The sequence below is a fragment of the Massilia sp. TS11 genome (genome assembly GCF_022012445.1).
Classification (GTDB): Bacteria; Pseudomonadota; Gammaproteobacteria; order Burkholderiales; family Burkholderiaceae_D; genus Telluria.
In genome coordinates, this window is the sequence record NZ_JAKLTS010000012.1 from 82,740 (window position 1) to 97,835 (window position 15,096).

13 protein-coding genes are annotated in these 15,096 nt (G+C 67.1%); 9 read left to right on the forward strand and 4 right to left on the reverse strand.

Annotation, left to right across the window (positions count from 1 at the left end):
- Positions 1–110 precede the first annotated feature (110 nt).
- Genes LZ005_RS17150 through LZ005_RS17160 form a run of 3 tightly spaced genes read left to right on the forward strand, consistent with a single transcriptional unit; the run spans position 111 to position 3,062 of the window.
- On the forward strand, positions 111–1,241 hold the full coding sequence (locus LZ005_RS17150; RefSeq protein ID WP_237809718.1) for a carbohydrate kinase family protein: 1,131 nt from the start codon (positions 111–113) through the stop codon (positions 1,239–1,241).
- A gap of 3 nt (positions 1,242–1,244) precedes the next feature.
- Positions 1,245–2,153: a pseudouridine-5'-phosphate glycosidase gene (locus LZ005_RS17155; RefSeq protein ID WP_237809719.1), complete on the forward strand. Its 909-nt coding sequence runs from the start codon at positions 1,245–1,247 to the stop codon at positions 2,151–2,153.
- A gap of 6 nt (positions 2,154–2,159) precedes the next feature.
- A complete protein-coding gene (locus tag LZ005_RS17160; protein WP_237809720.1) occupies positions 2,160–3,062 on the forward strand; it encodes a LysR family transcriptional regulator in 903 nt (300 codons plus the stop codon).
- Here the strand turns inward: LZ005_RS17160 and metE are convergent.
- Positions 3,043–5,337, reverse strand: a complete 2,295-nt coding sequence (gene metE, locus LZ005_RS17165) for a 5-methyltetrahydropteroyltriglutamate--homocysteine S-methyltransferase (protein WP_237809721.1) — start codon at positions 5,335–5,337, stop codon at positions 3,043–3,045. The two genes, LZ005_RS17160 and metE, sit on opposite strands and share 20 nt — an antisense overlap.
- 94 nt (positions 5,338–5,431) lie before the next feature.
- On the opposite strand from metE, the gene LZ005_RS17170 reads away from it, so the two are divergent.
- A complete protein-coding gene (locus tag LZ005_RS17170) occupies positions 5,432–6,316 on the forward strand; it encodes a LysR family transcriptional regulator (protein ID WP_237809722.1) in 885 nt (294 codons plus the stop codon).
- A gap of 74 nt (positions 6,317–6,390) precedes the next feature.
- On the opposite strand, the gene pcp is transcribed toward LZ005_RS17170, so the two are convergent.
- The 3 genes from pcp to LZ005_RS17185 are packed head-to-tail and all read right to left on the reverse strand — an operon-like array spanning position 6,391 to position 8,686.
- Positions 6,391–7,038, reverse strand: a complete 648-nt coding sequence (pcp, locus tag LZ005_RS17175; protein WP_237809723.1) for a pyroglutamyl-peptidase I — start codon at positions 7,036–7,038, stop codon at positions 6,391–6,393.
- Positions 7,038–7,994: a DUF979 domain-containing protein gene (locus LZ005_RS17180; RefSeq protein ID WP_237809724.1), complete on the reverse strand. Its 957-nt coding sequence runs from the start codon at positions 7,992–7,994 to the stop codon at positions 7,038–7,040. The genes pcp and LZ005_RS17180 overlap by 1 nt, the downstream gene beginning before the upstream one ends.
- On the reverse strand, positions 7,991–8,686 hold the full coding sequence (locus LZ005_RS17185; RefSeq protein ID WP_237809725.1) for a DUF969 domain-containing protein: 696 nt from the start codon (positions 8,684–8,686) through the stop codon (positions 7,991–7,993). Before LZ005_RS17185 ends, LZ005_RS17180 begins: the two co-directional genes overlap by 4 nt.
- Before the next feature lie 355 nt (positions 8,687–9,041).
- Between LZ005_RS17185 and pgaB the strand changes: the two genes are divergently transcribed.
- From pgaB to LZ005_RS17210, 5 genes are all read left to right on the forward strand, one after another.
- Positions 9,042–10,910 carry a poly-beta-1,6-N-acetyl-D-glucosamine N-deacetylase PgaB gene (gene pgaB / locus LZ005_RS17190; RefSeq protein WP_237809726.1) on the forward strand — a complete coding sequence of 623 codons (1,869 nt, stop codon included), beginning with the start codon at positions 9,042–9,044 and terminating at the stop codon, positions 10,908–10,910.
- Complete coding sequence (gene pgaC, locus LZ005_RS17195) at positions 10,907–12,157, forward strand: poly-beta-1,6-N-acetyl-D-glucosamine synthase (protein WP_237809727.1); 1,251 nt, start codon at positions 10,907–10,909, stop codon at positions 12,155–12,157. Before pgaB ends, pgaC begins: the two co-directional genes overlap by 4 nt.
- A 24-nt stretch (positions 12,158–12,181) precedes the next feature.
- Positions 12,182–12,658 carry a poly-beta-1,6-N-acetyl-D-glucosamine biosynthesis protein PgaD gene (gene pgaD / locus LZ005_RS17200; RefSeq protein WP_237809728.1) on the forward strand — a complete coding sequence of 159 codons (477 nt, stop codon included), beginning with the start codon at positions 12,182–12,184 and terminating at the stop codon, positions 12,656–12,658.
- Positions 12,659–12,896: 238 nt separating this feature from the next.
- Positions 12,897–13,928: an HD domain-containing phosphohydrolase gene (locus tag LZ005_RS17205; protein ID WP_237809729.1), complete on the forward strand. Its 1,032-nt coding sequence runs from the start codon at positions 12,897–12,899 to the stop codon at positions 13,926–13,928.
- Between the two features lie 31 nt (positions 13,929–13,959).
- Positions 13,960–15,096 (forward strand): FIST signal transduction protein, encoded by a 1,137-nt coding sequence (locus LZ005_RS17210; RefSeq protein ID WP_237809730.1) that lies wholly within the window; start codon positions 13,960–13,962, stop codon positions 15,094–15,096.

Consider the following 15,096-nt stretch of genomic DNA (forward strand, 5'->3'; position numbering starts at 1 on the left):
GCGGCGCGACAATCGTTTACTATTCAGCGTGCGGCCCGCAATCTGTCTGATTGACAGGTTTTCGACAGTTGTCTAGTATCTTGGACAATTGTCCATTCGCCGCCCCTCCCGTGACCGAACTCTCGAAGAAGGACCAGCTGTTCGAGCTGATCCGCGCCAACCCCTTCATCTCCCAGCAGGACCTCGCGGTCGAGCTGCGCCTGTCGCGCTCCGCGGTGGCCGGCTATATCGCGGGCCTGATCCGCGAACGGCGTCTGCTCGGGCGCGCTTACGTGCTACCCGATAACCGCCCGATCGTCTGCATCGGCGCGGCCAATCTGGACCGCAAGCTGCGCTCGATCGCGACGCTCAAGCTGGGCACCTCGAATCCGGCGCGGCAGGACGAATCGTATGGCGGGGTGGCGCGCAATATCGCCGAGAACCTGGCGCGTCTGGGCAGCCCGGCCGCCCTGCTGACGGCGATCGGCGACGACTCCTCGGGCGCGGCCCTGATCGCGCACGCGCAGTCGCTCGGGATCGACACGCGCGGCACGCTCAAGCTGGCCGACACCTGCACCGGCACCTACACCGCCATCCTCGACGACCACGGCGAGATGATGCTGGCCATGGCCGACATGAGCCTGTACGACAAGCTGACGCCCGAGGTGATCAGCGCGCGCCAGCCGCAGCGCATGGCCGCCGCCCTCACGGTGGCCGACATGAACCTGCCGATGGCAACCCTGGCGATGCTGCTGCAGGAAGCCGTGCGCGACGCGGTGCCCTTGATTCTGGTGGCCGTGTCGCAGCCGAAGATGGCCCACCTGCCGGCCAATCTGAGCGGGGCGCGCCTGGTGATCCTGAATCAGGGCGAGCTCGAAGTGCGGGTCGGCCACAGCATCCACAACGACGAACAGCTGCGCGACGCCTGCAATCAGCTCAAGGCCCAGGGCGCGCGCGACGTCATCGTCACGCGCGGCAGCACCGGCGTGGTCTACACCACGCGCGACGACCAGATCGCCTTCCTCGGCGCGCGCGAAGCCCAGATCGTCGATGTGACCGGGGCCGGCGACGCCTTTGCGGCCGCCGTCTGCTGGTCGCTGTACCAGGGCAGCGAGGACCTGAGCCTGGCCTGCCGCCGCGGCCTGCAGCTGTCGGCCATGACGCTCGAATGCGAGGAAACCGTCTGCCCCTGGCTGCATGCCGGCGCGCTCGACGAGATCCACAATTTCGACACTCCCTACAACCTGCTGTTCCAGGACTGAGCCATGCACGCCTTCCTCCAGTTTTCGCCTGAAGTGGCGGCCGCGCGTGCGGCCGGCAAGGCCATCGTGGCGCTCGAGTCGACCATCATCTCGCACGGCATGCCGTATCCGCAGAACGTGCAGACGGCGCGCGAAGTCGAACAGATCGTGCGCGACGGCGGCGCCGTGCCGGCCACCATCGCCCTCATCGACGGCAAAATCTGCGTCGGCCTGTCGGATGAACAGCTCGAACGGCTTGGCAATTCGCCCGATGCGATCAAGGTGTCGCGGCGCGACCTGGCCTATGTGCTGGCCCAGAAGCGCCTCGGTGCGACCACCGTGGCCGCCACCATGATCTGCGCCCAGATGGCCGGCATCGAAGTGTTTGTCACCGGCGGCATCGGCGGCGTGCACCGCGGCGCCGAAACCAGCTTCGATATCAGCGCCGATCTGCAGGAACTGGCGCGCACCAGCGTGGCCGTGGTCTGCGCCGGCGTCAAATCGATCCTCGACATCGGCCTCACGCTCGAATATCTGGAGACGCACGGCGTGCCGGTCGTGAGCGTGGGCCAGCGCGGCTTCCCCGCCTTCTTCACGCGCGAGAGCGGCTTTCAGGCCGACTTCCAGCTCGATAGCGCGGCCGAGCAGGCCGCCTTCATCCGCACCAAGTGGACCCTCGGCCTGGCCGGTGGCGTCGTGGTCAGCACGCCGGTGCCGGAGGCCGATGCCATGCCGCGCGCGGAGATCGACCGCATCACCGCCCAGGCCCTGGCCGAAGCTGGCCAGCGCGGCATCAGCGGCAAGGCGGTCACGCCCTTCCTGCTGGCCCGTATCAAGGAGCTGACGGAAGGACGCAGCCTGGCCACGAATATCGCCCTGGTGAAGAACAATGCGCGCACCGGGGCCGCCCTCGCTGTCGCCCTGCGCGGATAAGCGGCCATGTCGATCGATCTCAAGCAGCTGAAGTACTTCCTTGCGGTCGCCGAAGAGAAGAGCTTTTCGCGGGCGGCCGAACGCCTGCACATCTCGCAGCCGCCGCTGTCGCAGCAGATCATGAAGCTGGAGGCGGAACTCGGGGTCAAGCTGTTTGCGCGCACCACCCGCACGTTCGAACTGACGGCGGCCGGCAAGGCCCTGATGGGCGAGGCCCAGGAACTGCTGTCGAAGATGCGCCTGACGATCGACTATGTGCGCCAGATCGACCGCGGCGAAGTGGGCCGCCTGCGCGTGGGGATCGTCGGTTCCGCCATGTGGGGGCCGATTCCGAGCCTGCTCGAGCAGTTCCAGTCGCAGTACCCGCGCGTCAGCTGGACCCTGCACGAAGCCGGGCCGAACGTCCAGTACGACATGCTGCGCGCGCGCCAGATCGACGTCGGCTTCTGGCGCGAGCCGCGCCTGTCCGAAGAAGAACTGCGCAACGATCATCTGCGCCAGGTGCTGTGCTACCGCGAGAACGTCTGCGTGGCCCTGAACGAACAGCATCCGCTGGCCCAGCGCCCGCACATCGAGCTGATCGACATCGCCGACGAGCCGATGCTGACCCTGGCCCTCGACAAGTCGGCCTTCCCGCGCTATCTGCTCAAATGCTGCGAGGACGCCGGCTTCCAGCCCAAGGTGTATCAGGAGGCGTTTGAGCCGCAGACCCTGCTGGCCATGGTCGGCGCCGGCCTCGGGGTGACCCTGATGCCGGAGACGACCAGCCGCATCGGCTGGCCCGGCGTGGTCTTCGTGCCGATCAAGACGCGCCCGCCCTCGGCCAATCTGTACCTGGCCTATGCCACCGGCGACGATTCGCCGGTGGTGCGCGCCTTCCTGAATGTGATCAAGCCGATCGACGAGTAGGCAGGGCCGCGCGCAGCTGCTGCGCCGCCTGCACCATGCGCTCCAGCGCCGGCAGCACTTCGTCCCAGCGCCGCGTTTTCAGGCCGCAGTCCGGATTGACCCACAGGCGCTCGGGCGCGATCCGGCGCGCCGCCTGCTGCAGGGCCGCCACCATCTGCCCCACCTCGGGCACATTCGGCGAGTGGATGTCGTACACACCCGGACCGATATCGTTCGGGTAGTGGAAGTGCTCAAAGGCGTCGAGCAGGTCCATGTCCGAGCGCGAAGCCTCGATCGTGATGACGTCGGCGTCGAGCGCGGCGATGGCGCCGAGGATATCGCGGAACTCCGAGTAGCACATATGGGTGTGGATCTGGGTGCTGTCATGCACGCCGTTGGCCGCCAGGCGGAAGGCGTCGACCGCCCAGTCCAGATAGGCCTGCCAGTCGGCGCGGCGCAGCGGCAGGCCTTCGCGCAGGGCCGCCTCGTCGATCTGGATCACCTGGAGGCCGGCCGCCTCCAGCGCCTGCACTTCGCTGCGGATTGCCAGCGCCAGCTGGTCGCCGCTCACACTGCGCGGCTGGTCGTCGCGCACGAACGACCAATTCAGCATCGTCACCGGGCCGGTCAGCATGCCCTTCATCGGCTTGTCGGTGAGCGAGGCGGCGTAGCGGCTCCAGCCCACCGTCATCGGCTGCGCCAGGGCGATATCGCCAAACAGGATCGGCGGCTTGACGCAGCGCGAGCCATACGACTGCACCCAGCCCTGGCTGGTGCAGACATAGCCATCGAGCAGACCGGCGAAGTATTCGACCATGTCATTGCGTTCGGCCTCGCCGTGCACCAGCACGTCCAGGCCCAGGGCCTCCTGCACCCGCACGCAGTGGGCGATTTCGGCGCGCATCGCGCTTTCGTAGCCGGCCTGATCGAGCTGGCCGAGCCGCCAGGCCTGGCGCGCCTGACGGATCGTGCTGGTCTGCGGGAAGGAGCCGATGGTGGTGGTCGGATAGGGCGGCAGCTTCAGCGCCGCCGCCTGCAGCGGCGCGCGTTGGCAGAAGCTGCTGGCGCGCGTGCGCCAGGCCGGCTGCACCGCCGCCAGCGCCGCCTGCACGGCCGGCTTGTGCACGCGCGCCGAGCGGCGCCGCGCCGTGTGGGCGGCGGCATTGGCCACCAGCGCCTCCTGCACCGCCACCCGGCCGCGGTTCAGGGCGACCGACAGGATGCGCAGTTCCTCCAGCTTCTGGCAGGCGAAGGCGAGCCAGAAACGCAGCTCGCTATCGAGATCCGTCTCGCGCGCCAGATCGACCGGCACGTGCAGCAGCGAGCACGAAGGCGCCAGCCACAGACGGTCGCCGAGCTGGCCGTGCAGCGGCTCCAGCCAGTCGAGCAGCGCGTGCAGGTCGGCCTTCCAGACATTGCGGCCATCGATCACGCCGAGCGACAGCACCTGGTCCGGGTGCAGCAGCGGCAGCAGCGCCGCCACCTCATGGCGTGCGCGCACGGCGTCCAGATGCAGGCCATGCACGGGCAGCGCGCAGGCCAGCGCCAGGTTGTCCTGCAGCGGGCCAAAGTAAGTCGCCAGCAGCAGCTTGACGCCGCAGTTCGCAAGCGATGCGTAGGCGTGGCGGAAGGCCTCGGCCCAGCCGGGCTCCAGATCGAGCACCAGCAGCGGCTCGTCGATCTGCACCCATTCGGCGCCGGCCGCCGCCAGGGTGCGCAGCAGCTGCGCATAAGCGGGCAGCAGACGCCCGAGCAGATCGAGACGCGCGCTGCCATCACGGGTTTTGCCCAGCCACAGATAGGTGAGCGGGCCGATGATCACCGGCTTGGCCGCCACGCCCAGGGCGCGCGCTTCTTCCCATTGTGCGAGCAGGCGGGTGGGGTCGAGCGCAAAGCTGCTGTCGGCCGCGAACTCGGGGACGATGTAGTGGTAGTTGGTGTCGAACCATTTGGTCATCTCGCCCGCCTGCAGCGCGTGACAGCTGCAGTCCTCGGCCGAACGGCCGCGCGCCACGCGGAAGTAGTCGTCGCGCGGATCGGCGCCCGGCACGCGCGCACGCGGCGGCACGTGGCCGAGCGTGAAGCCCATGTCGAGCACCTGATCGTAGAACGAAAAGTCGCCGACCGGCACCCAGTCGAGCTGGGCCTGCTGCTGCCAGTGGCGGCGGCGCAGCGCAGCGCCGCAGTCGAGCAAATCCTCGCGCGCGCCCTGCCCGCTCCAATAGCGCTCGAGCGCCGTTTTCAGTTCACGTCCCGCGCCGATGCGCGGGAATCCCAGATTGTGTGTCTTGGCCATGCCAGTGCTCCTTCGATTGAAGCGCCCATCTTAGGCCGGCCAATCCATGAGCAGAAGTGGTATTATTTCATCCATTAATTATCTTTTCTCATCTATGCTGGAACGCGTCCATCTGCAATTGCTGCGCGAGGTCGAGCGCCAGGGCTCGCTGACGGCGGCGGCCGAGGTGCTGTGCCTGACCCAATCGGCGCTCAGCCACACCGTGAAAAAACTCGAAGGCCAGCTCGGCACCGCGCTCTGGCTGCGCGAAGGCCGCCATCTGCGCCTGACGCAGGCGGGCCGCTATCTGCTTGGTCTGGCCGAACGCCTGCTGCCGCAGTTCGAATACGCGGAGCAGCTGATGGGCCAGTACGCGCAGGGACGGCGCGGCGCGCTGCGCCTCGGGATGGAATGCCACCCGTGCTACCAGTGGCTGCTGAAGATCGTCGCCCCCTATCTGCGCGACTGGCCGGACGTGGATGTCGACGTCAAGCAGAAGTTCCAGTTCGGCGGCCTGCGCGCGCTGCTCGGGCACGAGATCGACGTGCTGGTCACGCCCGACCCGCTGCCGCAGCCCGGCCTGCGCTTCATTCCCGTGTTCGACTACGAACAGGTGCTGGTGGTGAGCGCGCGCCATGCGCTGGCCGGACGCCGCCAGATCACACCGGCCCAGCTGGCCGAGGAAGTGCTGATCACCTACCCGGTCGATACCGAAAGGCTCGACGTCTACCAGCAGTTCTTGCTGCCGGCCGGCTACCAGCCGCGCGAGCGCAAGACCATCGAGACGACCGACATCATGCTGGAGATGGTGGCCTGCGGGCGCGGCGTGGCCGCCCTGCCCGGCTGGCTGGCCAAGGAATACGCGCGCAAGCTCGAGCTAGCCGTGCTCCGCCTGGGACGCCACGGCATTCCCAAGCAGATTCACCTCGGCGTGCGCGAAAGCGACCTCGACAGCGACTACCTGCACGCCTTCATCGCGCTGGCCCGCGACAAAAAATAGCGACAAGAAAAATCGGGGTCAGACCCCATTTATCTGTGCGGAAAAATGGGGTCTGACCCCGATTTTTCTGGTGATTAATGGGTGGCGCCGCCGCTCTGGCGGATGTCCGCGCTGTGCGCGAGCGCGCTGGCGACGGCCAGCTCGATGCCGCGGATCAGGTCGGACAGGCTCATGCTGGCGGCGCCCGGATGGCGCGCGGCCTGCTCGGGCAGATAGGGGATGTGCAGGAAACCGCCGCGCGCCGCCAGACCGCTCGTGGCGAGCGCGTGCTGCAGGCCGTAGAACACGTGGTTGCAGACGAAGGTGCCGGCCGTCTGCGAGACGCTGGCCGGCAGGCCCGCCGCGCGCAGATCGGCCACCATGGCCTTGATCGGCAAGGTGCTGAAATAGGCGGCCGGCCCGCCCGCCACGATCGGGGCGTCGATCGGCTGGGCGCCGGCATTGTCGGCAATGCGGGCGTCGTCGATATTGATGGCCACGCGCTCCAGGCTCAGATCGACGCGGCCGCCGGCCTGGCCCACGCACAGCACCAGCGCCGGCTGCAGCTCACGCAACGCCGCTTCCAGCTGCGTGATCGCGGCGCCAAAGACGCAGGGCAGCTGGCGCGCGACCACGCGCGCGCCGCCGATCTGGCGGCCGTCGAGCGCGCGCACGGCCTCCCAGCTGGGGTTGATCGGTTCGCGGTCAAAGGGCTCGAAGCCCGTCAGCAGCACAGTCGTCATCAGCGGTCCATCAGGAAGTAGAGCAGCAGCATATTGGTCAGCAGCAGGGGCAGCGCCGTGCCGACCTGGGCCTTGATCACGGCGTTCTTGTCGCGCAGTTCGAGCAGGGCCACGGGCACGATGTTGAAATTGGCCGCCATCGGCGTCATCAGGGTGCCGCAGTAGGCGCTGAACATGCCGGTGGCCGCCATCACGGCCGGATTCGCATGGTACACGTGGATCAGCACGGGGATGCCGATCCCGCCTGCAATCACGGGGAAGGCAGCGAAGCCATTACCCATGATGATCGTGAACATCGCCATGCCGCTGCAGTAGGCGACCACGGCCAGCCACTTGCTGTCGAGCGGCAGGTAGGTGGTGACGACCTGGGCCACGGCCTTGCCGACCCCGGCGTCGATGAACAGCAGACCGAGCACGGCCAGCATGTGCGGCAGCACCAGCGCCCAGCTGATGCCGTCGACCAGGCGGCGCGTCTCGCGCAGGCCCTGCAGCGGGGTGGCCCCGGTCAGCCAGCAGGCCGCGCCGAGCGCAATGATGGCGGCGAAACCGAGGCTGACCAGGGTCGCGTTCTTCGGGTCCATCAGCAGATAGCTGCCCAGGTGGACGTCCTTCAGCAGCGTCGAGCCGAGCAGGGTCACCAGCGGTATCAGCAGGGCCGGCAGGAACAGCTTGTGGCCGAGCCGTACGGCGCTGGCGCGGCGCGCGCCCTCGTCCAGCGTGGCATGGCGGCCGCCGCTGACCCAGCCGAAACCGGCGATCAGGCACATCGCCACCATGATGGCGCCGGCCAGGCTGGGCGCGAGCTGCTCGCCAGCCAGGTAGATCAGCGCGTACAGGCCCCAGAACAGGGCGCTGCTCCAGCGCTTCGGATGCGCGCGGTCGAGCAGGGTCAGCAGGCTGACGGCGGCCAGAATCAGGCCCATCAGCAGGTACAGCTGGGGCAGGCCGACGATCATGCGCGGCTCCCGCACTGGTAGGCGATCCAGGCATCGAGGCGGCGCAGGCGCCAGGCGTGGATGATGAAGGCGCTGATGGCGGTCGGGATGCCCCACAGCGCGATATGCAGGGGCTCGACCACGACGCCCTGGGCCGTCAGGATGGTGTGCATGAGGACGATGGCGCCGAAGGCCACGAAGATGTCTTCGCCGAAGAACAGGCCGACATTGTCGGTGGCCGAGGCCATCGCGCGGATGCGCTGGCGCACGGCCTCGGGCAGCTCGCCGTGGCGGCTGGCAGCGGCGCCCTCGGCCATCGGCGCGATCAGCGGGCGCACCATCGGCGCATGTCCGCCCAGGCTGGTGAGGCCGAGCGCGGCGGCCAGTTCGCGCACGGCCAGATAGACGATCAGCAGGCGGCCGGTGGTGGCCGATCGGACGCTGGCGATCGTGCGCTGGGCCTGCTCCTTGAGGCCGAAGCGCTCAAGCAGGCCGATCGCCGCCAGCGGCAGCAGCAGCACGATCGGCAGATTGCGGGTCTTGATGAAGGCCGTGCCCAGCTGGGCCAGCAGGCTGTCGAGCGGGAAGGCGGCCGCCACCCCGGTCACGCCGCAGGCCACGATCACCACCAGCATCGGATTGGCGCGCAAGGCGAAGCCGAGCACGATGACGAGCACCCCCAACAGGGGCCAGAGCATGACTGCGCCTTGCATTCTTTCTCCTCGGAATTGGTCGCCCATCTTACCGCAGGGCCCCAAAATGCTGTCAAACCCCTAAGTATTTACAAAAAAAGCCCGAGGAAAGCCTCGAATTTCCACGTATTGCGTTGCAGCAAAGCGTGAAAATGCGGTAGAATCGGGTTTAAGTTGATGATTTTTTGCAGTTTTCTGGATCCCCTTCTGCCACACCTCGTGAGCCAGCGCCGCGATAACGCGCTGCGTCAGATGTTCTTTTCCAGACTCAACTCGCGCAGCGCGCTGCGTCGGCAAGGGGTTTCCCCGCCACCCCAGTAATCCGCCTGGTCTGGGCCTAACAAGGAACACTTTTTCAATGAGCAGATTTATTGCAATGCTGCTCGCCCTGCTATTGGTTTGCGCCAAGGCTAATGCCGCGCCGACCTATCAGGTGCTGAGCTATCACGACGTCGTCGCCTCGCGCGCGCCCAACGCGCGCCCGGAGGATGTGGATGCGGCCCAGCTCGCGGCCCACTTCAAGTGGCTGCGCGAGAACGGCTACCATGTGATCTCGGTCCAGCAGCTGCTGGACGCGCGCGCCGGCAAGGCCAGCCTGCCCGAGAAGGCCATCATGCTGACCTTCGACGACGGCTACAAGAGCTTCTACGAGGTGGTATTCCCGCTGCTGAAGTTCTACGGCTATCCGGCCACCCTGGCCGTGATCGGCAACTGGCTCGACACGCCGGCCGGGCGCGACAATATCCTGACCCCGGCCCAGCTGCGCGAACTGGCCGACAGCGGCCTGATCGAAATCGGCTCGCACAGCTACGACCTGCACAAGGGCGTGCTCGGTAATCCGCAGGGCAATGAGATGCCGGCCGCCATCACGCGCATCTACGATCCGGTCGCCGCCCGCTACGAGAACGACCACGACTACGTGGCCCGCATCGAAGGCGACCTCGACAAAAACAACCGCCTGATCGCGCGCCTCACGGGCAAGCGCGCGCGCGTCATGGTCTGGCCCTATGGCCGCTACAACGGCACCGCCCAGCAGATCGCGCGCCGCCTCGGTCTGGAAGTGATGATGGGCCTGGACGACGGCGGCAATGATCTGGGCGCCGGCCTGCAGGACATCCACCGCTTCTTCCTGGTCGACAATCCGACCCCGGCCGAGCTGAACTTCATGATCAATGAGCGCAAGCCGCATCCGATGCGCGTCATGCATGTCGACCTCGACTACATCTACGACAAGGACCCGGCCCAGATGGAACGCAATCTGGGCGCCATGCTCGAGCGCATCAAGACTTCGGAAGTGTCCTTCGTCTTCCTCCAGGCCTTTGCCGACGACGACGCCTCGGGCGAGGCCAAGCGCCTGTACTTCCCGAACCGCCATCTGCCGGTCAAGGCCGACCTGTTCTCGCGCGTCAGCTGGCAGATTTCCACGCGCACCAAGGCGCGCGTGTTCGCCTGGCTGCCGCTGATGGCCTTCGTGCCGCCCGAGAGCGACCCGATCAGCCAGCACAAGGTGGTTTCCTTCAATGGCAAGAGCATGATTCCGTACAAGCGCCTGACGCCCTTCTCGGCCGAGGTGCGCAAGTACGTGAAAGAAATTTATGAAGACCTCGGCAAGTATGCGCCGTTTGATGGCCTGATCTTCCACGACGACGCCTCGCTGTCCGACTTCGAGGACGCCAGCCCCTACGGCCTGGACTTTTACAAGAATGTGATGAAGCTGCCCGGCTCGATCGAGGAGATTCACGCCAAGCCCGAGTACAAGTGGGAATGGATGAAAGCCAAGACGGCGCACCTGTCCTGGTTCGCGAATGATCTGAAGGCGTCAACCGAGGCCTACCGCAAACCGTTACAAACGGCAAGGAACTATTACGCCGAGCCCATCATGAAGCCGCGCGCCGAGGAATGGTTTGCCCAGTCCCTGGCCGACGCCGTCAACCGCTTCGACTGGGTGGCCGTGATGGCCATGCCCTACATGGAGAAGGCAGCGCAGCCGCGCCAGTGGCTGGAGCACATGGTGGACATCGTGAAAGCCGTGCCCGGCGCCGACAAGAAAGTGGTCTTCGAATTGCAAGCCAAGAACTGGGAAACCGACAAGCCGGTGCCGCTCGATGAGCTGGTCGACTGGATGAAGATGCTGCGCGCGAAAGGCGTGCAGAACTACGGTTATTACCCGGACGACCCGTTCAGCAACCACCCCGACATCGGCGTGCTGCGCCAGCAGATTTCGCGCAAGGTGCTGCAACCATGATGGACGCTGTCCTGGATCTGGTATCCGACTTCTGCTTCCTGTATCCGCTGTTCATGAGCTGGATCTGGATCGCAGGCAGCCTCTATTACTGGGTGCGCTTCGAGCGGCGCGGTTCCGATCCGGCCCATCCGCCCGAACTGAGCCAGTTCCCCAAGGTGGCCCTGGTGGTGCCCTGTTATAACGAGGAAGCGCACGCCTACGAGACGGTGATGAACCTGCTCGACCACGACTACCCGAATTTCGAAGTCATCGCCGTCAACGACGGGTCCAAGGACCGCACCGGCGCCATCCTCGACGAGCTGGCCGCGGCCCATCCGCGCCTGCGCGTGATCCACCAGCGCACCAATCAGGGCAAGGCGGTCGGCCTGACGGCGGCAGCCCTGCTGACCGATGCCGAGTATGTGCTCGGGATCGACGGCGACGCCCTGCTCGACCACATGGCGGCGCGCTGGATGGTGCGCCAGTTCCTCGCCAATCCGCACCTGGGCGCCGTGACCGGCAATCCGCGCCTGCGTACGCGCTCGACGCTGCTGGGACGGATCCAGGTCGGCGAGTTTTCCTCGATCGTCGGCCTGATCAAGCGTGCCCAGCGCATCTACGGGCGCCTGTTTTCCGTGTCCGGCGTGTGCGTGATGTTCCGTAAGGCGGCGCTGACCGACGTCGGCTTCTGGTCGAGCGAGACCCTGACCGAAGACATCGACATCACCTGGAAGCTGCAGGTGCGCCACTGGGACGTCAGTTTCGAGCCGGCCGCGACCTGCTGGATCCTGATGCCCGAAACCCTGACCGGCCTGTGGAAGCAGCGCCTGCGCTGGGCCACGGGCGGGGCCCAGGCCATCCTCAAATACAAGTGGATCTGGACGCGCTGGGACCAGCGCATGCTGTGGCCGATCCACCTCGAATACGGCCTCTCGATGCTGTGGGCCTATCTGACGATTGGCGTGGCCCTGATCTGGGCCGCCAAGCTGGTGCTGGCCGACTCGCTGAGCGTGGCCATGCACAGCATGATTCCGGCCTGGACCGGGGTCTTGATCGCCACCACGGCCATGCTGCAGACGGCCGTGGCGATGCTGCTCGATTCGCGCTACGACTACCGGCTGTGGCGCAATTACTTCTACATGATCTGGTACCCGATGGCGTATTGGGTACTCGGTTTGTTGACCTCGGCGGTGGCCTTTCCCAAGGCCCTGCTGCGCAAGAAAGGCGAGCGCGGGCTGTGGATCAGCCCCGACCGCGGCCTGCGTTAATTCCTTCCCACTGACACCTTGACCATGAATCTTCCGAAGCACATCCGCGTGACCACCCAGGGCGACGACAGCCTGATTTTCGAAAAAGGTTTTCTGCAAGAGCGTGAACTGAAAGCGATGATGTATGCCCTGAACTGCTTTGGCTGGGGCATCTGGATCTATCTGTGGCGTCCGATCGCCACCGGCCTGGGCTGGCTGATCGGCCTCGATTCGGCCGGCAAGCAATGGATGGGCGACGATGCCGCCGCTGACCTGGCCGATTTCGCCAATTCCGAGCTGCCGATCGGCCTGGCGCTGTGCGGCGCGCTGCTGACCTGGGCGACGGTCCATTACTGGCGCCAGGCGCGCCGCGACGGCGCCGCCAAGGCCGAAGCCTGCATCCACAAGGACGCCGCCAAGACGCGCGTGACGGCCGACAAGCTGGGCGCCGCGCGCGCCGAGCAGGCCCTCGTGTGCGACTACGACCAGCACGGCATCCTGGTGGCGGTGGCCGCCCACTGAGCGCCCGCGCCGCCACACCGACGCCCGCCGCGCGGGCGTTTTTTTTGCCCCCACACCAGCACCCTTGCCCCCCAAACAAATCGGGGTCAGACCCCATTTTTCCGAATGGATAAATGGGGTCTGACCCCGATTTTTCTTTGGCGCCTCTTTTTGCGCGTCGATCAAATTTCCAACACAATCATTTTCCTTCCAGAAATAGTTCTGTCTATTTTGGCATTACGGGTGGTAACATGGCCGCATGACTATCCTGCTTGTCGACGATACTGATCTGAACCTCAAGGTGTATGCGGCGCTGATGGAGAACACCGCGCCCGAGCCTTGCGTCAGCCATACCGACCCGGTCGCGGCCCTGTACTGGTGCGAGACGCACACGCCGGACCTGGTGATCGTCGACTACCACATGCCGAATCTGGACGGGATCAGTTTCGTGCGCCTGCTGCGCGCACTGCCGGCCTGCGCCAGCGTGCCGGTGGTGATGGTCACCACCGATACCGAACGCAGCGTGCGCAGCGCGGCCCTGGCCGCCGGCGCCACCGATTTTCTGACCAAGCCGCTCGACGCCAGCGAGTTCCGCAGCCGCGTGCGCAATCTGCTCGATCTGCGCCGCGCCCAGAACCTGCTGGCCGACCGCGCGCGCCTGCTGCAGCATGAGGTCGAACAGGCCACGGCCCAGATCCGGGCGCGCGAACGCGAGCTGGTGCTGCGCCTGGCGCGCGCGGCCGAATGGCGCGATCCGGAGACCGGCTCGCACATCCAGCGCATGGCCGCGTATGCGGGCCTGATCGCGGCGCGCATGGGCCTGCCGGCGAGCTTCCAGGACATGCTGATGGAGGCCGCGCCGATGCACGACATCGGCAAGCTGGCCACGCCCGACCAGGTGCTGCTCAAGCCGGGCCGGCTCGACCCCGACGAGCTGGACGTGATGCGCCAGCACGCGGCGGCCGGGGCCGACATCCTGGCCGGCAGCGACGCGCCGCTGCTGCAGATGGCGGCCGAAATCGCCGCCAGCCACCACGAGCATTTCGACGGCAGCGGCTATCCGTACGGCCTGCGCGGCGAGGCGATTCCGCTGGCGGCGCGCATCGTCGCCGTGGCCGATGTGTTCGACGCGCTGACCTCGGTGCGGCCCTACAAGCGCGCCTGGGGGCTGGACGAGGCGCGCGCCCATATCGTGGCGCGGCGCGGCAGCCAGTTCTGCCCGGCCTGCTGCGATGCCTTCCTCAGCGACTGGGACGCGGTACTGGCGATCCGCGCGCGCTACCAGGACTGAACGCCGACCGCTAACAAGCAAGGAGACCCCGATGGAGATTCGCCAGATCCAGCTGCTGGCCGGCCGCGACAGCGCGCCCGCCCTGGCCGAGCTGGGCGCCTTCGACCCCGATCTGGTGCTGGTGTTCGGCGCCCTGCCCTGGTTTGCCCAGCCCGCGTTTGCGGCCGAGCTGGCGGCGGCCCTGCCGCGCGCGCGCCTGGCCGGCTGCTCGACTGCCGGCGAAATCGCCGACGAGCGCGTGTACGACGGCAGCTGCGTGCTGACCGGTCTGCGTTTCGCGCACAGCCGCGTGGCCACGGCCAGCACGGCCATCGCCGGCATGGACGACTCCTACGCGGCCGGACGGCGGCTGGCGGCGGCGCTGGCGCCGCAGGAACTGCGCGCGGTGCTGGTGTTCGGCACCGGGGTGGCGATCAATGGCAGCGCACTGGTGGCCGGCCTGCAGGCCGAGCTGGCGCCCGGGGTGCGCATCGCCGGCGGCCTGGCGGCCGACGGCGGCGCCTTCACGCGCACCTGGACCCTGGGTCCGGACGGGGCCAGCGACCGCCATCTGGTGGCGGTCGGCCTGTACGGGGCGGCGCTGCGGCTCGGCTACGGCACCTATGGCGGCTGGGAGCCGTTCGGCCCGGCGCGCAAGGTCACGCGCTGCAGCGCCAACGTGCTGTACGAGCTCGATGGCCAGCGCGCGCTCGACATCTACAAGCGCTATCTGGGCGAATATGCGCGCGACCTGCCCGGCTCGGGCCTGTTGTTCCCGTTCGAGATGCTGGGGCCGGACGAGGCGCCGATGGGCACCTTCCGCACGATTCTCGGCATCGACGAGGAAGCCGGCTCGCTGACCCTGGCCGGTGAGATCGACCCGGCCGGCTATCTGCGCCTGATGCACTCGAGTACCGAGAAGCTGATCGACGGCGCCGAAACGGCGGCCACCCAGGCGGCGGCCGAGCCGGCCCCGGACGGTGTGCGCCTGGCCGTGCTGGTCAGCTGCATCGGCCGCAAGCTGGTCATGGGCGACCGCGTCGATGAAGAAGTCGAGGCGGTGGCGGCGGCACTGGGGCCGCGCACCACGGTCACCGGTTTTTATTCGAATGGCGAGATCGGCGGGGCCGGCGGCGACTGCCGCCTGCACAATCAGACCATGACGATCAGCTGGCTGGGCGAGGCCTGA